The sequence below is a fragment of the Streptomyces sp. NBC_01267 genome, assembly GCF_036241575.1.
GTDB lineage: Bacteria > Actinomycetota > Actinomycetes > Streptomycetales > Streptomycetaceae > Streptomyces.
On record NZ_CP108455.1, the window covers coordinates 2,025,181 to 2,045,353 of the forward strand.

The following is a 20,173-nucleotide window of genomic DNA, read 5'->3' on the forward strand; positions in this document are numbered from 1 at the left end:
CGGCCCGGGGCGTCAGCGGTCGGCATTCCGCTCCTTGACCAGCCGCCGGATCCGTTCGACCACCTCGGCGTCGGAGGGGGCTCGGCGCCCGGCCCCGACCTCGGCGGGGGCCCGGCCCGCACCGGCCGCTCCGGGCCGGTCCTCGGTGAGGTCCGCGATCTGCGACACCGTACGGAAGTCGTACGCACGCTCCTCGTCGGCACCCGGCACGTTCTCGTACGACTCGGGGGTGCTGAAGCCGATGGTCACGTCGATGGCCTTGGCGATCAGCCAGGTCGCGAGGAAGGAGAAGGTGGCGCAGGCCAGGATCGCGACGACCTGTTTGCCCAGCTGGTCCCACCCGCCGCCGTAGAACAGGCCCTTCCGGCCGCTGACCTGGGCGGTGGCGAAGAGGCCGACCATGAAGGTACCGGTGATGCCGCCCCAGCCGTGCACCCCGACCACGTCCAGGGTGTCGTCCACCCCGAAGCGGTACTTCAGGGTGATCGCGAAGGCACACACCACGCCGGCCACCAGCCCGGTCACCAGCGCGCCGACCGGTGAGATCTCACCGCAGGCCGGGGTGATGGCGACCATCCCGGCGACGGCGCCGGAACAGACACCGGTCATGGTCACCTGGCCGGCGCGCCACTTCTCCACCATCGGCCAGGTGATCAGCGCGCCCGCCGCGCCGAGCTGGGTGTTGATCAGGGCGGTCGCCGCCGCGCCCTGATCGGTGAGCGCCGAACCGGAGTTGAAGCCGAACCAGCCGAACCAGAGCAGTGCCAGGCCGAGCGCCACCAGCGGGACGTTGTTCGGCCTGAGCTCCAGCCTGCGGAAGTCCTTGCGGCCCCGGACCACCGTGGCCACCGCGAGACCGGCGAAGCCCGAGTTGATCTCGACGGGCAGCCCGCCCGCGAAGTCCAGTGCACCCAGGTGGTGCACCACCCAGCCCCGCGGGTCGAAGACCCAGTGCGCCAGTGGGGCGTAGACCACCAGCGTCCAGACGGCCGCGAACACCAGCCAGGCGGACATCCGGGCCCGGCCCGCGATCGAGCCGCTGATCAGGGCCACCGTGATGATGGCGAAGGCCATCTGGAAGGTGGCGAACACATAGGTGGGGATGTGACCGTGCAGGGTCTTGGGGCCGATGCCGTGCAGGAAGCCCTGCTGGGCGTCGCCGATCAGGCCGACGCCCCCGACGTCACCGGAGAAGGCCAGGCTGTAGCCCAGCGCGAACCAGACCACGCTGACCACACACAGGCAGGCGAAGCTCATCTTGAGCATCACCAGGACATGTTTGGTGCGGACCATCCCCCCGTAGAAGAAGGCGAGTCCCGGGGTCATCAGCAGCACCATCGCCGTGCTGGCGAGCAGCCAGGCGGTGTCGCCGGAATCGTAGCTGGGTGGCATGGTTCCTCACTCTGTCCGGTGTCCGCGCCCTGGTCCGGCGCGGTGCGGGTCAGGAATGGCGCAGGTCGGGTGCGGGTGATCCGGTGAGCAGCCGGCGGGCGGCGTCCCAGGCCGCGTGCCGGGCGGCGGCCACGGCGGGCGCGTCGTCGCCCAGGATCCGGACCCAGGCTCCGCAGTCGTGCGGCAGCACGCTCACGCCGTGCAGCACGCCCCGGCCGTCGAGCGCGGTGTGCAGGGCATCGGCCACCACGGTCGCGGCGCACCGGCCGCTCACCACGAACAGCGAGCCCACACAGGCGTGTCCGGACAGCACGCCGGGACCGTTCACACCGTGCAGGTCGGGGCAGAACCGCATGGTGTCCAGGGCGAGGAGCCGCCCGTCGGGCCGCCGCACCTCCAGGTCGAGGCCGAGGACGTCGTAGACGTGGTGTTCACCGAGCGCGGGCCGTCCCGGGGTCACCGTCTCGCCGATCACCACGGTGGCGGTGGGGTCGGCGGTGATGACGGTGCGCTGGTAGAGCCGGGCGCCGCGGAACGGGATCAGCGGGTCCGGCAGGTACTCCAGGTACGCGTCGGGGCCCGCCCGGAGGTTGACCAGCCGGGTCGCGTAGTCGTGCTCCATCCGGTGGACCTCGGTCGCCGCCTGCGTGGTGAGGTGCGCCTCGGTCTCAGCGCCGCAGCAGACGTCGATGCGGTACCGGTCGGCCTGCACCATGCCGCCGCCGACGGACGTCATGGAGGTGAACGCCATCTTCGGCCGCAGCGGATCCACGTACAGCGGGTGCATGATCTGGAGCGGCGACTCCTCGTACCGGTGGACCAGTTCGGTCCGGCCCTGGAGCCGTTCGAAGCCCAGTTCCAGCAGGCCGATCCTTCCGGCCGAGCCTGCGGGGAGGGTGTCGGGAACGGATGCGTACCGGGCCACCTCCGCCGGGATCCGGCGCGGGGTGTGGTGCGCGGCGGAGAGGCGCGGCACCTGCCGGCCCGTCGCGGACCCCGGGCGGGTCCCGCCGGAGGTCTCGGGTTCCTGCGTGACCAGGGCCATCTCAGACCAGCACCTTGCGCCGTGACTCGATGAAGTCCAGTACGTCCGCCACGCCCTGCCCGGTCAGGCAGTCGGTGAGGATCACCGGCAGGCCGTCCCGGACCCGGATCGCGTCGCCCTCCATGACGGCGAGGTCGGTCCGCACGTACTGCGCGATGTCGATCTTGTTGATCACCAGCAGGTCGGAGGTGGTGATGCCGGGGCCGCGCTTGCGGGGCATCTTCTCGCCCTCGGCCGTGTCCAGTACGAACATGAACATGTCCACCAGCGCCGGACTGAACGTCAGCGTCAGATTGTCGCCGCCGCTCTCGAAGAGCAGCGTGTCCACGTCCGGGAAGCGTTCGAGCAGTTCGGCTCCCGCGGCCAGATTCATCGTCGGGTCGTCGCGCACCGCCGTGTGCGGGCAGGCACCCGTCTCGACGCCGACCACCCGCTCGGGGTCGAGCACCCCCTCCAGCGTGCGGCGGACATGGATCGCGTCCTCCTGCGTGTAGATGTCGTTGGTGACCACCGCCGGAGTGCGACCGCGCTCGACGAGCAGCGGCACGAGGGCCTCGATCAGCGCGGTCTTCCCCGAGCCGACCGGTCCCGCGATGCCCACCCTCAGCACCTTGTCGTCCATGGCGTTTCCTCTCCTCGGTCTGTGGATGCGCTGCTCTGCGGGTACGGGTTCTGCGGGTACGGGTTCCGTGGTTACGCTCTGTGGTTACGGGCTGTGTCGTTACGGGCTGTGTGCGCGGGTCCGCGCACACAGCGGTCAGTTGGCGAACAGGCGTGCGTCGGAACGCTCATGGCGCCCCGACAGCGCGTCGGTGGTGGGAATGCAGCCACCCAGGTCGGCGAGTTCACGGCGGACGGCCGCCGCCGTCACCTCCTCGACCACCGGGGCGGCCTCCCGCAGCAGTACCTGCGCCTTGCGGTGATCGGTGAGCCGCAGCCGCAGCGCCGCCCCGGCGAAGGCGGCACAGAAGGCGAACAGGTCCGTGGCCACCGCCTGTTGGCGGGGTACGCCCATACCGGCCTGGATCACCGCGGCGACCACGGCCTGGTTGCCGGGCGCCTCGCGGCGGGCCACCACGGCCGCGTACTCCTCGACGGCCTCGCTGGGAAACACCTGCCGGGCCAGGTCGAGCATCTGACGGCCGGTCCGGGTGGCCGCCACCCGGATCTCCCGGCTGAGCTTCGTGGCGTACAGCCGCTCGTCGACCTCGGCCACCTGCCCCCAGGACCGGTGCACCGCCGCGGTGTGCGCCAGGGCGAGCGCCGTGGCGTCGGACGGGCCGATGCCGTGGTGCAGCAGGTCGGACAACAGCGGGGCCAGACCCTCGGGGTCGACCATGCCCGCCTGGGCGAACCCCTCCAGCCCGTGCGAGAGCGTGTAGAAGCCGCTGGGGAACGCCGAGTCGGTGAGCTGGAGACTGACCAGGAGCGAACTCAGCAGGGTGTTCGGCGGCGCGCTGTCGAGTATCACCGGGGCCGTCATCGGACGAGGAAGAACAGCTGGTCGAGGGGCAGTCCGGCGTTGATCTCGACGGGATCGTCGCCGTACAGATATGTCGGCTGGCCTGCCATGGGTGCCTCGTTTCAGCAGCGGTGCGTCAGGGGGCTGGGGCGATCAGGGGTGAAGGACGGCGGTGTGCAAGGGCCGGTCCGTGACGTGCGGGTGTGGATGTGCGTGCTCGTGGTCGAGGGCATGGTTGTGGTCGTCGTGATCGTCGTCGTGGCTGTGTGTGTGGCCGTGGTGCTGGGCCGACCCGGCGGCGATCCCGTCGTCGTGGGCCGCGAGCTTCCGCAGCGCCGCGCCGGTCCTGGTGGCGAGTACGGCCTCGACCGCAGCCCTCCCGAGCAGTGGGCCACCGCACAACACCTCGGTCTGGTGCGGGAGTTCCGGCAGGTGCGACAGGTCGGGCGGTCCCGGTGGCCCCGGCTCCACGAAGGATGCGGGAAGCACCCGGACCCGGGCGGCGCCGAGCCTGCGGCAGCGGTCGATGCCCTCGGCGGGTGAGGGGTCGCCGCCCGCCAGGGCGACCTCGACCAGCCCGTGCCGCCCGTACTGGCGTACCAGCCGGGCGACCCGGAACAGTTCGGCGTCCGCGTCCGGGTCCGCCGCGGGCGCCACGATCAGCAGGGCCGGTTCGGCCTCGGCCGGCGGGCTGTGTCCGGCCGCCGCGCGGAGCCAGCCGATCAGGTGTTCCGTCGAGCCGAAGGGCTCGGTGAGCGCGATCCGGCCCGGGTGTTCGGCGGCGGGCCGGCGCAGCGTGCGCGCGGTGTCCGCGACGAGTTCGGGGTCGCGGCCGAGGGTCATCGGGACCACGCAGACCGGCCCGGGACCGGCCCGCAGCGCGCGGCCCACTGCGGCCTGGAGTTCCCGCCCCGGTGCGACGGGAACGACGCCGCTGCCGGCCAGTACGCCGTCGAGGGCGCGGCCGAAGGCGGCCTCGTGGCCGCAGACCGCGATGACGGTGGGGAGCGCGGTCACGGTCAGCCGCCGATCGGGGCGTGGCAGGAGACCAGGTCCGCGACGACGTGGACGAGCGGTTTGTCGATCTCACGGGGGGTCAGGTTCATGCGGGTTGTCCTCCTTGGGCAGGGCGCCCGGCTCGGGTGTCAGGCACGCCGCAACCGGGTCAGGCCGGGTACGGCGAGCAGCAGGAGCCAGGTGGTGAGGATGAACGGCCAGGTGAAGGTGTGGCCGCCGAACGGTTTGAAGAACGAGGTGAGGGAGGCCGTGAGGGCGCAGCTCAGCACGGCCCCGAACAGGGCGTAGCCGGTCTCCCAGGTGCCGTGTGCGAGGAAGGTGACCCCCAGCGCGATGGCGACGAGCACCGCGTTGTAGCCGTAGATGCCGTTGGCGATCACCGCTGCGGGGGCGCCGAACGCCCAGGCGACGACGATCCCGAGCACACTGCCCGCCACCGCGAACAGCCCCACGCGCACGCCCGCGAGGAAGAGTCCGGCGAGGATCAGCAGCCCGGAGTACCAGGTGTTGAGCAGGAAGATCTCGGCGACGTTGTTGAAGAAGGCGTGCCAGAGATCGTTCCAGGACAGCGCCCGGTCGCCGGTGGTGACGGTGGGCAGGGCCGCGGGGCTGCCCGTGTGCCAGAGCCGCGCGAAGGACGGCGCCCCGACGACCATGACGCCCGAGACGACGCAGAACGGAGCGGTCAGGCCGGTGAGCCCCCAGGTGGAGAACACGGTGGCCAGCGCGGCGGAGACCAGGGTGGCGGCTGCGGCGCCGAAGAGGGCCAGCAGCCAGGTCGAGAGGTGCATGCCGAGGAAGACCAGTACGGCGACTCCGGTGAGGCACCCGTTGAATCCGTGCAGCCCCTGGTGGATCGCGGTGCGGTCGGCGCCGAGCAGATAGGCGGTGACCGTGGCGACCACGGTACCGAACAGTCCGAAGACCCCGGCCTGCCAGCTGTACGCGAAGAGCCCGGCCAGGATGAGCGCCCCGGTCAGCAGGTTGGTCTGCAGGACCACTTGGGCGAACCCGCGCAGCCCGGTCTCGGCCAGAGCCTGCGGAAGCTCGTCACTCGGATGGCGACCGTGTATTTCGGTGGTAGGCACGGGAGTTGCCCCTGAACGGAGTCGGCTGCGGCAGCTGCCGCCCTTCCGACGCTACGAGAGCTCCGGGGATCCGCCACCGCAGGCGGCCCGATGGGGTGAGCACCCCCGGGCGGCCCGGGGCAGGTCAGCCGAACAGCGCCGTGGCGACGGCGGAGCCGAGAGCGGCTGCGCCGAGACCGGCCAGTACGGTGACGACGAGGTTCGTCACGGCCAGTGTCCGGGGGCGGCTCGCGGCCAGGGCGAGTGTCTCGTAGGAGAAGGTCGAGTAGGTACTCAGAGCGCCGCACAGGCCCGTCCCGAGCAGCAGTTGGGTGTCGTGCGAGGCGTGGCCGGACAGTACGGCTCCGGTGACGACGCCCAGGACGAGCGCGGCGGCCATGTTCGCGGTGAAGGTGCCCCAGGGAAACACCCCGTGGTAGCGGGTGTGGACCCAGCGGTCGGTGAGGTAGCGCAGCATCGCGCCGACGCAGGCGCCGACGGCCACCAGCAGCCAGGTCACCGTTCTTCGCCGTCCGTGAGGTGGAAGACCACCTCCACCTCGTCGAGCACCGCCAGGCCCTTCGCGATCACGTCGTCGAGGCGGGGCAGAAAGGCGCGGATGCGGTCGGGTTCGTCGACGAGGATCACGGTCAGCGGCAGATCACCGCTCATCGAGAACAGCCGGGAGGTGTGGCGTACGCCGCTGGGCCCGAAGCCCTCCATGCCACGCAGTACGCTGCCGCCGGCCAGTCCCGCGGCCTGCGCCAGCCGCAGGATCTCCGCGTGCAGCGGACGGCTGTGCCAGGTGGCGCTCTCCGCGACGAAGACGGTCAGCCGCAGGGCGCTCTTGGTCCGGATCATGGGTGCCTCCTGGTCATCGGTGCCGGCCTGGTCATCGGTGCCGTCCGGTCAGGGCTCGACGGGTGAGTCCGGTGGCCACCTGGACCGCCGCCATCGCGGCCACCGGGGTCACCAGGCCATAGACCAGGCCGGTCACGACGTGGCCGTCGGTGAGCAGCAGGTGGATGCCCACCTCGTAGGTGGAGAAGGTGGTGAATCCGCCGAGGATGCCGGTGCCGATGAAGGGACCGGCCAGCCGGTGCACCCGGCGCAACTCGCTGACGACCACCTTCAGTACGCCCATCAGCGCGCAGCCGACCACGTTGATGACGAGCGTGGTGGTGGGGAAGGTACCGGCGGTGTGCGGCCAGACCAGATTCGCGCCGTGCCGGAGGAAGGCACCCAGCACACCGCCGAGACCGACGGACAGGAGGACGTCCCGGGGGCCGAGGGCGTGCCTGAGGTCCGCCGGGGCCGTGCTCCGGGTGCGGCCGGCCGCCCCGGGGGTGGACGCTGCCGCACCGGTGGGAGGAGCCATCGTGTTCCGATCGTGGTCAGGGGGCCGTGGCCGCCCGCACGTGCCGCGGCCGTGGGCCGCGGGTCTCCTCTCGGAACCTAGACGCTGGTACGGAGGCCGGCCACCGGTGCGGGTGCGGCCCGCCCGCACCGTGCCCGCCCGCACCGCGCCGGAGGGCCGGTCGTGTCAGACGTTCGTGCGGCGCCTGCGGGCCACGGTCACCAGGGCCGCGCCGATCGCGGCGACCGCACCCGACGCACCGAGGAGGGCGCCGGCCGGGACGTCCGAGCCGGTGGAGGCGAGTGCGCCGGTGTCCGTTCCGCCGACGGAACCGCCCGCCGGGCCACCCACCGAGCCGCCGCCCGTGGTGGACCCGGAGCCCGAGCCGCCGGTGGTGCCTCCCGTGGTGCCGGTACCTCCCGTGGTGGAGCCGCCGGGGAGCCGCGCGTCGTCGCTCAGGGCGAGCGCCACCGTCACCGGGTCGATGGCGTCACCCGCCTTGTAGAGGGAGCCCGTGGTGTCGTTGGCGAACTGGGCCGCGCCGTCCGCCGTGAAGACTGCCGGGACGCTCTTCAGCTGGACCACGTCGTTCTTGGCCGTGTAGTCGGCCCCGGACAGGTCGAGCGAGGCGAAGTCGACGTCCTCGTCGGTGCCCTTGGGCGTGGTGACGTCCGCGCGCAGGGTGCCCTTGGCGCCCTTGGCGACGAGGTGGATGTCCGAGAGTGCGATGTCGAGTCCGTGCGCGGCGTAGTGGAACCGCACGCTGCCGTCGAAGGCGGCTTTCAGCGTCTGCTGCCCGCTGTTCAGGTCGGCCTGCGCGAGCGGGAAGTCGAATCCGTCCGCGTTCTTCTTCGCACCGGCGGCCGTGCTGATCTCGCCGCCGCTGAGGATGTACGTACGGAAGGACGCCTTGACGCCCCAGGAGAGCGTGCCGTCGGAGACCTGGCCGGTCGTCCCGGCCGGCTTGGTGGAGCTCTCGGCGGGAGTGGGCTGCCCGGTCGGCGGGTCGGTGGGCCTGCCGGTCGGGCCGTCCGTCGGGCCGGTGGACGGGGCGGTGCTGGGGTCGGTGCTCGGCTGGGCGGTGGGCTCCGTGGGCGCCCCGAACTCCAGGCGCACCGTGACGGGATCGCCCTCCGCCCCGGCGTACGACGCCGAGCCCAGCACGTCCCCCGCCTCCTCGGTGAGGGTCGCGGGCAGGTCCTCCATCGAGGCGCCGGTCGCCTTCACGTCGGCGAGCGGCACGTCCTGCTCGGTCGCGCCGTCCTTGGTGACGTCGGCGGTGATCCGCTGGGCGCCGCTGTCGAACCGCAGGTCGGACAGGGTCACTTCGAAGCCGTGGCCCTTGGGCGGCGCGGGCGAGAAGAAGGTGACGCTGCCGTCGAACGCGGCCTTGACCGTGTGTGCCCCGGGGTCGTACGCACCCTGCGCGCCGCCGAACTCGAAGCTTCCGTCGTCGTTGCGTACGGCGCCGTCCGCGGTTCTGATCTCCCCTGCGGCCCAACTGGTGACGTAATTGCGGTAGGAAGCCTTGATGCCCCAGTCCAGCGTGCCCCCGGTGATCTTCAGCGGCTCCTTGGGCGGGCCGTCCGCGGCGAGCGCGGGCAGGGCGAAGGCGGTCGCGCCCAGTGCGGTCACGGTGGCGACGGCGGCTGCGACGGATATCTGACGGCGACGGGTAACGGCCATGATCGGGTGTCTCCTTGACAAGGGGGTGAGGTACAGGTGGGTGGGTGGGTGGGTGGGGACGATCAGTGCTGCCGGGCGGCGCGACGCCGGAGGGCCACGAAGATGCCGAGTGCGGCCACGCCGAGGACGCCCGCGCCGATGCCGACGTAGGTCCCGGTGCGGCTGTCCGTGGAGGCCGCGGTGGGCGCGGGGGCCGCCGCCCCGGTCCGCGGTGCGGGCGTGGGGGCGGCGCCCGGTTCGCTGCCCAGGTCCGGGAGGGCGGGCAGCTCGGCCTTCTTGTCGATGGCCACGGCCAGCGAGACCGGGTCCATGTCGGTGCCCGCCCGGTACATCGAGCCGAAGAGTTCCGCGCCGCCCCCGGTGAGTTTCGCGGGCGCCTCGTCGAGGGCGATCAGGCCGTCCTTCACGGTGAGTTGCTTCGCTTCGAAGGTGACCACGGGCCTATCCGCGGAGAGGAGCGTGCCCTTGCCGTCCTCGATCCTGACGGCCAACGCGGTGAGTTCCACGTCCAGTCGGTCCCCGGTGAAGCGGACCGTGCCGGCGAAGTGCGCGTCGAGCGTCTTCTTCTTCTCGTCGTAGGTGCCCTTGCCCTGGGGGAAGCGGAAGAGCGCGCCGCCGTCCTGGGCCCCTCCGGACAGGGTCCACCTGCCCTTGGCGATGTCCCCGGTGACGTACTCACGGAAGGTGCGGCGTACGCCCCAGTCCACGGCGGCATCCCGGATGGGACCCGCCACGCTGTCCCTCTCCGCGTCGGTCTTCTTCCCGCCCGGCTTCTCCGCTGCCGGTTTCTCCGTGGCCTTCTCCTGCTGCTGCGCGGGCCGGATCATATCGGCCGAGAGGCTGACCGGGTCGAGCGCCGTACCGGCCGTGTAGTACCCGGCGAAGGCCGTGGCGCCCTGTGACGTGAGCGTCGCGGGGACGGAGTCGAGGGCGACGGGGCTGCCGCCGCCCCTCATGTCGATGCCGGAGAGGCCGAGTGCGGCGAGCGGGACCTGGGTCGATGTGGTGACCCGTCCGGTGCTCCTGGACTTGCTGACCATGTCGGCGAAGAGCGTGCCCCGGCCTCCGGAGATCCGGACGGTGGGCCTGCTGATGGTGAGGTCGAGTTCATGGCTGCCGTCCGCCTTCCGGTGACCGGTGAAACGGACACCGCCGGAGAACCCGGCGCTGAAGCTGCCGCTGTCCGGGTCGTACGAACCGGTCGCCGAATGGAAGCGGAACTGGCTGCCTCCGACCGTGGCGGCCCCGCCCAGCAGCCCCCAACTCCCCTTGGCCACCGGGCCGGTGACGTAGCTCTGGAAGGACGACTTGATCCCCCAGTCGAGCCGGCCGCCCTGCACCGTGCGGCTCGCCGCCTGAGCGGTGTACGCCGGGAGCAGTGCTCCCAGCAGGCCCGCGAGCAGTACGACGACGAGCGCGCGGACGGGTCTGAACGACAGCATGGAATCCCCCCGGAGGGCTGGTGACTAAGGTAAGGCTAACCTAAGCTATCCCTGATCCGGTCCGGAACCCCTCCGCCCCGGCACGCTCAACCGAACGACAAGGACGGTGCCTTCGGTGCGCACACCCCGGCTGGCCGGTGCCCTTCTCTCCGCGCTCGCCCTCGCGCTGGCAGCGACCGGCTGCGGCACGGACCCCGCGTCCGGCGGGAGGACCGCGGGAAGCGGAGCCGCCGGGCCCGCGACCGGCGCCCCGGCCGACCGGGTCGAACCACTGGCCGCCACGCCACGACCCCGGCTGCCCGTGTCCGTGGGCTCCGCCGACGGCAAGCGGGTGACGGTCACTTCGGCCGACCGCGTCGTTCCGCTGACCGGCGGTCTCAGCGAGATCGTCTTCACGCTCGGCCTCGGCAAGCACGTCGTCGCCCGCGACATCACCACCACCTTCGAGCAGGCGGCGAAGCTGCCCGTGGTCACCCGCGCGCACGACGTCTCGGCAGAGAGCGTGCTCTCACTGAAGCCGACCCTGGTCCTGGCGGACACCACGACCGGACCCGCCGAGGCCATCGGCCAGCTACGGGACGCGGGCATCCCGCTCGTCGTCATCGACCCGGCGAAGGGCCTGGACGACGTCGACCGCCGTATCGACGCGGTGGCCTCGGCGCTCGGCGTACCGGACGCGGGGACCGCGCTGAAGCAGCGCACCGACGACCGGCTCGCCGCCGTACGGAAGTCCGTCCCCGCGCCGGAGGACGGGCGGAAGGACGGGCAGAGGCCTCGGGTCGCCTTCCTCTATCTACGCGGAACGGCCTCCGTCTACCTGCTCGGCGGCCGTGATTCCGGGGCGAGTTCGCTCCTGGAGGCAGCCGGCGCGATCGACGCGGGCAAGGCTTCGGGGCTGACGAAGGACTTCACCGCGATCACCAGCGAGGCGCTGGCCAAAGCCGCGCCGGACGTGATCCTGGTGATGACCAAGGGGCTCGAATCGGTCGGCGGGACCGACGGCCTGGTGAAGATCCCCGGCGTCGCCGAGACCCCGGCCGGAATGGACCGCCGGGTCGTCTCGATCGACGACGGGGTGCTGCTGAACTACGGCCCGCGCACCGATCAGGTACTGGCGTCCCTGGTCCGGCAGTTGTACGCGGACGGGAAGTGAATCCGATGCCCCAGTCACCTCCGGACACCTCAGCAACTCCCGTACGCACCGGAGGCGTTGCGGACCCGGCCGCACCGCCGCCCGCCGGAGCGCCACCTTCCGGAGAACCGCCTTCCGGAGATTCACCTTCCGGAGAGTCGCCTTCCGGAGAGTCGCCTTCCGGAGAGTCGGCGGTACGACGCCGTCCGTCCTCCGCGGTCCTCCTCACCGCCGCCCTGCTCGCCGTGCTCCTGCTGCTGTGCCTGGTGTCGGCCGGTGTCGGCGCGTACCACATCCCGCTCGGGGACGTCCTCGCCTCGGCGCGGCACCGGGCCGGGATCGGCGGCGCCCCGCTGGACCGGGTCGGGGAGAGCGTCCTGTGGAACGTACGGCTGCCCCGGGTGGTCCTCGCGCTGCTCGTCGGCGGGTCGCTCGGCTGCGCGGGGGCGCTGATGCAGGGCGTGTTCGGCAATCCGCTCGCCGAACCGGGTGTCATCGGCATCTCGTCGGGCGCGGCCGTCGGCGCGGTCGGGTCCCTCGCGCTCGGGCTGAGCTTCTTCGGCAACTGGACGGTGACGGTCTGCGCGTTCGCCGCCGGGCTGGTGACCGTACTGCTCGTGTACGCGCTCTCCCGTTCGGGCGGGCGGACCGAGGTCGTCACGCTGATCCTCACCGGGATCGCGGTGAACGCCTTCGCCGGGGCCCTGATCGGGCTCTTCCTCTTCTTCGCGGACAACGCCCAGGTCACCCAGATCACCTTCTGGCAGCTGGGTTCGCTCTCCCAGGCGACCTGGCCGAAGGTGCTGGCCGTCCTGCCGTGCGCGCTGCTCGGCCTCACGGTCGCGCCGTTCTACGCCCGGAAGCTGGACCTGCTGGCCCTGGGTGAACGGCCCGCCCGCCACCTCGGGGTGGACGTCGAGCGGCTGCGGATCGTACTGGTGCTGATCGTGGCGCTGCTCACGGCAGCCGCGGTGGCGGTGGCGGGGATCATCACGTTCGTCGGCCTGCTGGTCCCGCACCTGCTGCGGATGGCGAACGGTCCCGGGCACAGATTCCTGGTTCCGGGCAGTGCGGTGGGCGGGGCGGTGATCCTGGTGGCGGGTGATCTCGCGGCCCGTACGGTGGCCGCGCCCGCGGAGTTGCCGCTCGGTGTGCTGACCGCGCTGTTCGGAAGCCCGTTCTTCTTCTGGCTGCTGCGGAGGACGCGGCGGCGGCAGGGCGGGTGGGCGTGACGGGGGGGCGGATGGGCTTGACGGGGTGCGGGGGTGCGGGGGTGCGGGGGTGCGGGGGTGCGGGGGTGCGGGGGTGCGCCTGCGGCGGGCTGTTCCCCGCCCCGCCCCTTCCCGAACCCGGGGCTCCGCCCGGGACCCCGCTCCTCGATCGCCGGAGGGGCTTGAAACAAGAAAGCAGGCGTCACCGGACGGCTGGAAAACCTGCGTCACCAGGCGGGCCTGAAGTCCCGAAGCCCGCCAGGGACTTGGTCTTCGAGCCCCGATACAACAGACAGGCGAGGCAACCGAAATGCTCACCCACCTCTTCCGCCCCCGCCCCCGCGGACTCCCCGGGCCCGTCCCGCCCGGAACCCCCTTCGCCGAGGCCGACCGGCTCCATCTGGAGCTCGGCGGGCGGCGGGTCCTCACCGGTATCGACCTCACCGTCCGATCCGGCGAACTCCTTGCCCTCGTCGGGCCCAACGGGGCGGGAAAATCCACCCTGCTGGCCGCCCTCGCAGCTGATCTCCCGGCTACCCGAGGGGAGGTACGGATCGACGGGCGACCGGTCGGCAGTTGGCCCGCCGCCGAACTCGCCCTGCGGCGCGCCGTACTGCCCCAGTCCGCGGCCCTCTCCTTCCCGTTCCCGGTCGAGGAGGTCGTACGGATGGGCCGCGCCCCCTGGGCGGGAACGGACCGCGAGGACGACGACGAGCGGATCGTCGCCGAGGCCATGGCCGCCACCGAAGTGGCCGGATTCGCCACGCGGCCCTTCCCCGCGCTCTCCGGCGGCGAACGCGCCCGGGTCGCCCTCGCCAGAGTGCTCGCACAGCAGGCCCCGCTCCTGCTGCTCGACGAACCGACCGCCGCACTCGACCTGCGGCACCAGGAACTCGTCCTGCGGGTCTGCCGCGAACGGGCCGCCGCCGGGTGCGCGGTCGTCGTCGTACTGCACGATCTCGGGCTGGCAGCTGCGTACGCGGACCGGGGCGCCGTCCTGCACGACGGGCGGATCGCCGTCGAGGGGCCGCCCGCGGAGGTGTTCACCGGGGAGTTGCTGAGCCGGGTGTACCGGCAGCCCGTCGAGGTGCTGGCACATCCCCGGACCGGGGCGCCACTGGTGATTCCGGAACGGCCGCCGCTGACCACGGCTTGAGCGGGAGCCGAGGCGGGTGTGATGCGATCGAGGCCGAGTCCAGGACCGGGTCCACGGCCAGATCCGGACCGGTCCGTGGCCGGGCCCGTGGCAGGGTCACCGGAATGAGACCTGAATCACGACACAACTGGGTATCAGTGAGGTAAGCCTCGGTTAAGTTAGGGCTGCCTCACTCGACCATTCACCCAGCGTGGAGCCCGAATGCGACCCGTCCGTCTTTCCGTCGTCACCGCCATCACGGCCGTGGCCGCCCTGACCGCCGTCACGGGCTGCGCCGAGAAGAGCGACGCCAAGGCCGGTGCCGGCGGCGCCGTCGAGGTCACGGCCGACGACTCCTCGTGCAAGGTGTCCAAGACCGAGTTCCCGGCCGGACACGTGCAGTTCGACGTGGAGAACAAGGGCTCCAAGGTCACCGAGGTGTACCTCCTCTTCCCCGACGACCGCATCGTCGCCGAGCGCGAGAACATCGGCCCCGGTCTGAAGCAGACGCTGACGGCCGAGGTGAAGGCCGGTTCGTACGAGCTGGCCTGCAAGCCCGGCATGAAGGGCCACGGCATCCGTCAGAAGGTCACCGTGACCGGCGGCACGGCCGTCAAGCGCGACCCGAAGCTGGACGCCGCCGTCGCCGCGTACCGCACGTACGCGCAGGAGCAGGCCGACGAGACGCTGCCGAAGGCCAAGGCGTTCACCGACGCCATCCGCAAGGGCGACCTGGAGGCGGCCAAGAAGGCGTACGCCCCCTCGCGCCTCGGCTGGGAGCGCACCGAGCCGGTCGCGGAGTCCTTCGGTGACATCGACCCGAAGACCGACACCCGCGTGAACGACCTGGAGAAGGGCCAGAAGTGGACCGGCTGGCACCGGCTGGAGAAGGCGCTCTGGCAGGACAAGAAGATCGGCGCCACCGAGAAGGCCCTCGCCACCGAGCTGGACACCGACCTGACCGACTGGCAGAAGCGGGTCGGCACCGCGGTCATCACCCCGACCTCGATGGCCAACGGCGCCAAGGAACTCCTCGACGAGGTCGCCACCGGGAAGATCACCGGTGAGGAGGACCGCTACAGCCACACCGACCTGGTCGACTTCAAGGGCAACGTCGAGGGCGCACAGAAGGCGTACGAGCTGCTGAAGCCGGTCGCCTCCGTGAACCAGCCCGCGCTGACCAAGGACCTGGACAAGCAGTTCGCCGCGCTGAACACGCTGCTCGACGGCTACCGCACGGACAAGACCTCGTACGACTTCACGTCGTACGACAAGGTCTCCGAGGCGGACCGCAAGAAGCTGTCGGACGCCGTCAACGCGCTCGCCGAGCCGCTGTCGAGGCTCGCCGCGGCCGTGGTCACGAAGTAACGCCGGACAGAGACAGCGGTCGGACAGAGACAGGAGACCCTGATGGCTGACGAGACCAACCCCGGTTCCCCGTCCCGGCGTTCCCTGATCGGCTGGGGCGGCGCGGGGCTCGCTCTCGGCGCGGTCGCCGCCGGTGGCGGTGTCGCCGCGCTGCGCACCGGTGACGACACGGCCCCGGTCGCCGAGAGCAGTACGGCCGTACCCTTCCACGGTGCGCACCAGGCCGGTATCGCCACCGCCGTCCAGGACCGGCTGCACTTCGCGTCCTTCGACGTGACGACCGAGGACCGCGCCGAACTGATCCAGCTGCTGAAGGACTGGACGAAGGCGGCGGCCCTGATGGCCCAGGGGCACCCGGTCGGCGACGGCGCGTACGGCGGTCAGCCGGAGGCCCCGCCGGACGACACCGGTGAGGCGCTCGGGCTGAAGCCGTCCCGGCTGACGCTGACCATCGGCTTCGGCCCCGGCCTGTTCAGGAAGGGCCGTTTCGGTCTGGAGGACAAGCGGCCCGACGCGCTGGTCGACCTGCCGAAGTTCCCCGGCGACAACCTCGAGGCGACGCGCAGCGGTGGCGACCTGTGCGTCCAGGCCTGCGCGGACGACCCGCAGGTGGCGGTGCACGCGATCCGCAACCTGGCCAGGATCGGCTTCGGGAAGATAGCCATCCGCTGGTCGCAGCTGGGCTTCGGCAAGACCTCGTCGACCACGCCGGACGCCCAGACCCCGCGCAACATGATGGGCTTCAAGGACGGCACCCGGAACATCTCGGGCACCGACCCGGCCGCGCTCGACCAGCACGTCTGGGTGTCCGGGAAGGACGGTCCGGACTGGATGACCGGCGGCTCGTACCTGGTCGCCCGCCGGATCCGGATGCACATCGAGACCTGGGACCGCGCCTCGCTCCAGGAGCAGGAGGACGTCTTCGGCCGTGACAAGGGCGAGGGCGCGCCGGTCGGCAAGGCGAAGGAGCGGGACGAGCCGTTCCTGAAGGCCATGCTGCCCACCTCGCACGTACGGCTGGCCCACCCGGACAGCAACCACGGCATACGGATCCTGCGCCGGGGCTACTCCTTCACCGACGGTACGGACGGTCTGGGGCGGCTGGACGCCGGGCTGTTCTTCCTGGCGTACCAGCGGGACGCCCGCAAGGGGTTCATCCCGATCCAGCAGGGGCTGGCGCGGCACGACGCGCTCAACGAGTACATCCAGCACGTCGGTTCGGCGCATTTCGCCGTCCCGCCGGGCGTCCGTGACAAGAACGACTGGTGGGGCCGTGCGCTCTTCTCCTAGGACCCGTCCCGGCCCGTGCTGCTCCTGCGGTGTCCGTCGTTCTCGTAATCCGGTTCCTGCAACCAGAAAGGACCCGACGTGTTCGGCAACTATCTGATCGGTCTGCGCGAGGGGCTCGAAGCGAGCCTGGTCGTGTGCATTCTCATCGCCTACCTCGTCAAGACGGAGCGGCGTGACGCGCTGCGGCCCATCTGGATCGGTATCTCCACCGCGATCGTGGTGGCGCTCGCGTTCGGCTTCGCGCTCGAATTCGGCTCGCAGGAGCTGACGTTCAAGGCTCAGGAAGCGCTCGGCGGTTCGCTGTCGATCGTCGCGGTCGCGCTCGTGACCTGGATGGTCTTCTGGATGCGGCGCACCGCGCGCCACCTCAAGTCCGAACTCCACGGCAAGCTGGACTCCGCGCTGCGGATGGGTACGGGCGCGCTCGTCGCGACCGCCTTCCTCGCCGTGGGCCGGGAGGGCCTGGAGACCGCGCTGTTCATCTGGTCCTCGGTGCACACCTCGACCAACGGCAGCCAGGAGCCGATGATCGGCGCGCTGCTCGGCATCCTCACGGCGGTCGTCCTCGGCTGGCTGTTCTACCGGGGTGCGGTCCGGATCAACCTGTCGAAGTTCTTCACCTGGACCGGCGGGATGCTGGTGATCGTGGCCGCGGGCGTGCTCGCGTACGGCGTCCACGACCTCCAGGAGGCCGACTTCCTCCCCGGCATCGGGAGCCTCGCGTTCGACATCAGCTCGGCCGTTCCGCCGGACAGCTGGTACGGCACGCTGCTGAAGGGCGTGTTCAACTTCCAGCCGGACCCGACCGTGGTCCAGGCAACGGTATGGGTGCTCTACCTGGTCCCCACGCTCGCATTTTTCTTCGCCCCGGTAGGGTTCGCGAAGTCGGTGGGGTCGAGGGAGCAGAAGGCAACTCATGAGCAGGCTGGGGCGGCTGACGGCGGTTCTCGCGACGGTGGCAGTGATGTCGCTGACGGCGAGCGGGTGCATGACGGTGCACGGGGAGCTGGAAGTCGTACCGTCAGCGACGAAGGCTGAGGCCGCCCAGGCACTCGCCGCGTTCACCGACGCGTACAACAAGGCGGACAAGGCGTACGACCCGGCTCTCGACGAGGGCCGGGTCACGGGTTCGCTCGGTGCGATCAACCAGGCGGGGCTGAAGGCGCGGCACATCACCACCCCGGCCGGGAACGCCCAGCACTCGGACATGACGCTGTCCGACGCGAAGTTCCTCATACCGAAGAAGGCCGGGTGGCCGCGGTGGTTCGTCGCCGACACCGACTCCAACCGGGACCGGAACAACCGCTGGCTGGTGGTCTTCGTGAAGAACGCGGCGGGCCAGCCGTGGCGGGCCGCCTATCTGTCGGTCGTCGCCCCGTCGGCGCTCCCCGCCTTCGTCACGGACAAGGACGGCTGGGCCGAGCCGGTGGAGCCGGCCGGTCACTCGCTGGCGGTGGCCCCGAAGGATCTGAGCGCGCAGTACGCCTCGTATCTGCAGAGCGGGAAACCGGCGCACTTCGCCCCCGGGCCGAACACCAGCCTCTGGCGGGCCGCGCGGGAGAAGAACGCGAATCTGCCGACGCTCTCCACGCAGTACGTCGACCGGCCGCTCACCGACGGCGACTACCGGCCGCTCGGGCTGGCCACGCGGGACGGCGGGGCGCTGGTCTTCTTCTCCACCCGGCACTTCGAGCAGCAGACCGCGGCGAAGGGTCTGCACCTGACGGTCCCGGCGGACGTGAAGGCGCTGACGACCGGTGACGCGAGGACCACGATCACCAAGGAACGCGTGGCCGGTGAGGTCGCGCTGGTCCCCGCCGAGGGACAGGTGAACGTGCTCAACCGCTTGCAGGGCCTGACGGCCGCGAAGGGCTCGTAGGCGGTTCCCCCGCTGTTCCCCGCCTGTTCCCCGGCCGTCGTCCGGACGGGGAACGGCGGGTGTCTGCCGGCGGCCGCCTGCTCAGCGGCCGAGCGGCCAGGCCACCGCGTGCGCGTCCTGATCGTCCTCGTCCGCGAAGCGCGCGCAGGCGTCGGTGAGCGTCTCCAGGAGGGTCAGCGGGTCCGGCAGCGGATGTTCGAGCCCACGGACCCAGTCCACGCTCGCCTCACCGGGCAGCCGGGCGGGCGGTACGAGCACGTAGCTGCCGCGGCAGTGCCAGCGCAGCCCCGGGTGCTCGTCCATCGTCTCGGGGTGGCAGTCCAGCTCGCACGGCCACCACTCGTCCTCGTCCTCGGGCGTGCCACGGGTGGCGGTGAAGAAGAGCATCCGGTCGCTGCCCGACTGGGCGACGGGCCCCACTTCGATGCCCTCGGCCAGCAGCCGCTCCAAAGCACTGCGTCCCGCGTCGAGCGGGACGTCGAGTACGTCGAGGACCATGCCGGTCGCGGTGATGAAGTTCGCATCGGGCTGGTTGCGGACCCAGCGCTCGACCTGGGCGCGGTCGGTGGTCGACTGCGTCTGCCAGGCGAAGGAGAGGGGGTGCCTGGCCGGGGTGGGACAGCCCACGCGGTCGCAGGAACACCGGTAACCGATGGGGTGGGCGGCGGGCGAGAGCGGCAGTCCGGCTGCGGCGGCAGCGAGCAGAAGCGTCTCGCGGAGGTGGTGGTCGTCGGGGGACTCCTTGGGACGGCGGCGCAGCCACTGGGACATCCTGCTCGCTGTGCCGCGATCCCGGCCGGACTCTGTTCCCATCTATCCCCTCACCTCACCACTACCCCCACGTACCCTCCATGCTGCCACCATCCTGCGCCCCGGGTGACCACATATGCCTTCCCGGGTGCCTCAGGGGCTGTCGGGACGGGCACCGATTCCGCGCAGGACCTGGTCCACGCAGGTGTCCGCGAAGGCATGGGTGAGCGGGGCGGTGCGCAGGAGCCAGCGGTGGGTGAGCGGTCCCACCAGCATCTCCACGGCCACCCGGATGTCCACGCCCGGGTCGACCTGCCCGGCCAGGACAGCGGCCCGCAGCCGCTCCTCGTACAGCGCGAGGGAGGGTTCGAGCAGTTCGCGGGTGAACTTCCGGCCGAGTTCCGGATCGGTGGCGCCCGCCGCGGTCAGCGCGCGGGTGGGCGCCTCGTACTTCTCGTCGGTGAACTGGTCGACGGTGAGCCGCAGCACGTGCTTCAGATCGGCGGCGACGTCCCCGGTGTCGGGGAAGCCGGTCCACTCGCCCTCGGCCGCCGCGTCCTCGAAGAGCGCGGTGGAGGCGTCGAGCAGTACGGCCGCCCTCGACGGCCACCAGCGGTAGATCGTCTGCTTGCCGACCCCCGCGCGGGCGGCGATGGCCTCGATCGTCAGCCTGTCGTAGCCGACCTCACCGACCAGGGCGAGCGCCGCGTCGAGGATCGCGCGGCGCGAGCGCTCGCTGCGGCGGTTGGCGTTCGGCGCCTTGCGGGACACCGGGTCGGCGGACGGTGCCGCGGAGGACGGCTGCGCAGGTGAAGGCTGTACGGGAGTCGGCTGCGCGGAGGGCGGCTGCGCGGGGGTCGGGGAATCGGCCATGGACCGGAATCTAACACCGGTGGAGTCGACACGTATCGTCTCGGTTTGCCTGGACTGTGCCCGGCCG

The 20,173-nt window shown here is 71.5% G+C and carries 20 protein-coding genes; 7 read left to right on the top strand and 13 right to left on the bottom strand.

Going from position 1 to position 20,173, the window contains the following annotated elements:
• Positions 1 to 12 precede the first annotated feature (12 nt).
• The 11 genes from OG709_RS09285 to OG709_RS09335 all read right to left on the bottom strand — a co-directional run bounded on the left by OG709_RS09285 (position 13) and on the right by OG709_RS09335 (position 10,468).
• Complete coding sequence (locus tag OG709_RS09285; protein ID WP_329165562.1) at positions 13 to 1,392, bottom strand: ammonium transporter; 1,380 nt, start codon at positions 1,390 to 1,392, stop codon at positions 13 to 15.
• A gap of 49 nt (positions 1,393 to 1,441) precedes the next feature.
• The gene (locus OG709_RS09290) at positions 1,442 to 2,437 is read right to left on the bottom strand and encodes an urease accessory protein UreD (RefSeq protein WP_250304413.1); all 996 of its coding nucleotides are present in this window, start codon (positions 2,435 to 2,437) and stop codon (positions 1,442 to 1,444) included.
• Between the two features lies 1 nt (position 2,438).
• A complete protein-coding gene (ureG, locus tag OG709_RS09295; protein ID WP_250304411.1) occupies positions 2,439 to 3,059 on the bottom strand; it encodes an urease accessory protein UreG in 621 nt (206 codons plus the stop codon).
• A 135-nt stretch (positions 3,060 to 3,194) separates the two neighbouring features.
• Positions 3,195 to 3,920 (bottom strand): urease accessory protein UreF, encoded by a 726-nt coding sequence (locus tag OG709_RS09300; protein WP_250304409.1) that lies wholly within the window; start codon positions 3,918 to 3,920, stop codon positions 3,195 to 3,197.
• A 132-nt stretch (positions 3,921 to 4,052) separates the two neighbouring features.
• Positions 4,053 to 4,916 carry a sirohydrochlorin chelatase gene (locus tag OG709_RS09305; RefSeq protein ID WP_329165566.1) on the bottom strand — a complete coding sequence of 288 codons (864 nt, stop codon included), beginning with the start codon at positions 4,914 to 4,916 and terminating at the stop codon, positions 4,053 to 4,055.
• Positions 4,917 to 5,044: 128 nt separating this feature from the next.
• The gene (locus tag OG709_RS09310; RefSeq protein WP_374211348.1) at positions 5,045 to 6,004 is read right to left on the bottom strand and encodes an urea transporter; all 960 of its coding nucleotides are present in this window, start codon (positions 6,002 to 6,004) and stop codon (positions 5,045 to 5,047) included.
• Positions 6,005 to 6,128: 124 nt separating this feature from the next.
• Entirely contained in the window at positions 6,129 to 6,503 is a 375-nt protein-coding gene (crcB, locus tag OG709_RS09315) for a fluoride efflux transporter CrcB (protein ID WP_250304406.1), read from the bottom strand.
• On the bottom strand, positions 6,500 to 6,844 hold the full coding sequence (locus OG709_RS09320) for a DUF190 domain-containing protein (RefSeq protein ID WP_250304404.1): 345 nt from the start codon (positions 6,842 to 6,844) through the stop codon (positions 6,500 to 6,502). Before OG709_RS09320 ends, crcB begins: the two co-directional genes overlap by 4 nt.
• A gap of 31 nt (positions 6,845 to 6,875) precedes the next feature.
• The gene (locus OG709_RS09325) at positions 6,876 to 7,361 is read right to left on the bottom strand and encodes a FluC/FEX family fluoride channel (protein WP_250304402.1); all 486 of its coding nucleotides are present in this window, start codon (positions 7,359 to 7,361) and stop codon (positions 6,876 to 6,878) included.
• Positions 7,362 to 7,526: 165 nt separating this feature from the next.
• Positions 7,527 to 9,026, bottom strand: a complete 1,500-nt coding sequence (locus tag OG709_RS09330; RefSeq protein WP_250304400.1) for an HtaA domain-containing protein — start codon at positions 9,024 to 9,026, stop codon at positions 7,527 to 7,529.
• A gap of 62 nt (positions 9,027 to 9,088) precedes the next feature.
• On the bottom strand, positions 9,089 to 10,468 hold the full coding sequence (locus OG709_RS09335) for an HtaA domain-containing protein (protein ID WP_329165568.1): 1,380 nt from the start codon (positions 10,466 to 10,468) through the stop codon (positions 9,089 to 9,091).
• A 115-nt stretch (positions 10,469 to 10,583) separates the two neighbouring features.
• Between OG709_RS09335 and OG709_RS09340 the strand changes: the two genes are divergently transcribed.
• The 7 genes from OG709_RS09340 (at position 10,584) to OG709_RS09370 (ending at position 18,483) form a co-directional block, all read left to right on the top strand.
• A complete protein-coding gene (locus OG709_RS09340) occupies positions 10,584 to 11,621 on the top strand; it encodes a heme/hemin ABC transporter substrate-binding protein (RefSeq protein WP_329165570.1) in 1,038 nt (345 codons plus the stop codon).
• A gap of 5 nt (positions 11,622 to 11,626) precedes the next feature.
• Entirely contained in the window at positions 11,627 to 12,832 is a 1,206-nt protein-coding gene (locus OG709_RS09345; protein WP_443068532.1) for a FecCD family ABC transporter permease, read from the top strand.
• 289 nt (positions 12,833 to 13,121) lie between these two features.
• Positions 13,122 to 13,967 (top strand): heme ABC transporter ATP-binding protein, encoded by an 846-nt coding sequence (locus tag OG709_RS09350; protein WP_250304392.1) that lies wholly within the window; start codon positions 13,122 to 13,124, stop codon positions 13,965 to 13,967.
• A 201-nt stretch (positions 13,968 to 14,168) separates the two neighbouring features.
• On the top strand, positions 14,169 to 15,314 hold the full coding sequence (gene efeO / locus OG709_RS09355; protein ID WP_250304390.1) for an iron uptake system protein EfeO: 1,146 nt from the start codon (positions 14,169 to 14,171) through the stop codon (positions 15,312 to 15,314).
• 42 nt (positions 15,315 to 15,356) lie between these two features.
• Positions 15,357 to 16,604, top strand: a complete 1,248-nt coding sequence (efeB, locus tag OG709_RS09360; protein WP_250304388.1) for an iron uptake transporter deferrochelatase/peroxidase subunit — start codon at positions 15,357 to 15,359, stop codon at positions 16,602 to 16,604.
• Positions 16,605 to 16,682: 78 nt separating this feature from the next.
• Positions 16,683 to 17,642 (top strand): iron uptake transporter permease EfeU, encoded by a 960-nt coding sequence (gene efeU / locus OG709_RS09365; protein ID WP_250304387.1) that lies wholly within the window; start codon positions 16,683 to 16,685, stop codon positions 17,640 to 17,642.
• Positions 17,569 to 18,483, top strand: coding sequence for a hypothetical protein (locus OG709_RS09370; RefSeq protein ID WP_250304629.1), 915 nt, complete (start codon positions 17,569 to 17,571; stop codon positions 18,481 to 18,483). Before efeU ends, OG709_RS09370 begins: the two co-directional genes overlap by 74 nt.
• 81 nt (positions 18,484 to 18,564) lie before the next feature.
• Here OG709_RS09370 and OG709_RS09375 read toward each other — a convergent pair whose 3' ends face one another.
• Both OG709_RS09375 and OG709_RS09380 read right to left on the bottom strand, forming a co-directional pair.
• Positions 18,565 to 19,296, bottom strand: coding sequence for a bifunctional DNA primase/polymerase (locus tag OG709_RS09375; RefSeq protein WP_250304385.1), 732 nt, complete (start codon positions 19,294 to 19,296; stop codon positions 18,565 to 18,567).
• 90 nt (positions 19,297 to 19,386) lie between these two features.
• A complete protein-coding gene (locus OG709_RS09380) occupies positions 19,387 to 20,106 on the bottom strand; it encodes a TetR/AcrR family transcriptional regulator (protein ID WP_250304384.1) in 720 nt (239 codons plus the stop codon).
• Positions 20,107 to 20,173: the final 67 nt, after the last annotated feature.

Excerpts from the sequence above, each read along its gene's own strand:
- OG709_RS09335 (WP_329165568.1), bottom strand. The coding sequence starts at position 10,468 with ATGCTGTCGTTCAGACCCGTCCGCGCGCTCGTCGTCGTACTGCTCGCG.
- OG709_RS09290 (WP_250304413.1), bottom strand. The coding sequence starts at position 2,437 with ATGGCCCTGGTCACGCAGGAACCCGAGACCTCCGGCGGGACCCGCCCG.
- OG709_RS09380 (WP_250304384.1), bottom strand. The coding sequence starts at position 20,106 with ATGGCCGATTCCCCGACCCCCGCGCAGCCGCCCTCCGCGCAGCCGACT.
- OG709_RS09325 (WP_250304402.1), bottom strand. The coding sequence starts at position 7,361 with ATGGCTCCTCCCACCGGTGCGGCAGCGTCCACCCCCGGGGCGGCCGGC.
- ureG (WP_250304411.1), bottom strand. The coding sequence starts at position 3,059 with ATGGACGACAAGGTGCTGAGGGTGGGCATCGCGGGACCGGTCGGCTCG.
- OG709_RS09285 (WP_329165562.1), bottom strand. The coding sequence starts at position 1,392 with ATGCCACCCAGCTACGATTCCGGCGACACCGCCTGGCTGCTCGCCAGC.
- OG709_RS09370 (WP_250304629.1), top strand. The coding sequence starts at position 17,569 with ATGTCGCTGACGGCGAGCGGGTGCATGACGGTGCACGGGGAGCTGGAA.
- OG709_RS09320 (WP_250304404.1), bottom strand. The coding sequence starts at position 6,844 with ATGATCCGGACCAAGAGCGCCCTGCGGCTGACCGTCTTCGTCGCGGAG.
- OG709_RS09300 (WP_250304409.1), bottom strand. The coding sequence starts at position 3,920 with ATGACGGCCCCGGTGATACTCGACAGCGCGCCGCCGAACACCCTGCTG.
- OG709_RS09345 (WP_443068532.1), top strand. The coding sequence starts at position 11,627 with ATGCCCCAGTCACCTCCGGACACCTCAGCAACTCCCGTACGCACCGGA.
- OG709_RS09375 (WP_250304385.1), bottom strand. The coding sequence starts at position 19,296 with ATGGGAACAGAGTCCGGCCGGGATCGCGGCACAGCGAGCAGGATGTCC.
- efeB (WP_250304388.1), top strand. The coding sequence starts at position 15,357 with ATGGCTGACGAGACCAACCCCGGTTCCCCGTCCCGGCGTTCCCTGATC.
- OG709_RS09330 (WP_250304400.1), bottom strand. The coding sequence starts at position 9,026 with ATGGCCGTTACCCGTCGCCGTCAGATATCCGTCGCAGCCGCCGTCGCC.
- OG709_RS09350 (WP_250304392.1), top strand. The coding sequence starts at position 13,122 with ATGCTCACCCACCTCTTCCGCCCCCGCCCCCGCGGACTCCCCGGGCCC.
- efeO (WP_250304390.1), top strand. The coding sequence starts at position 14,169 with ATGCGACCCGTCCGTCTTTCCGTCGTCACCGCCATCACGGCCGTGGCC.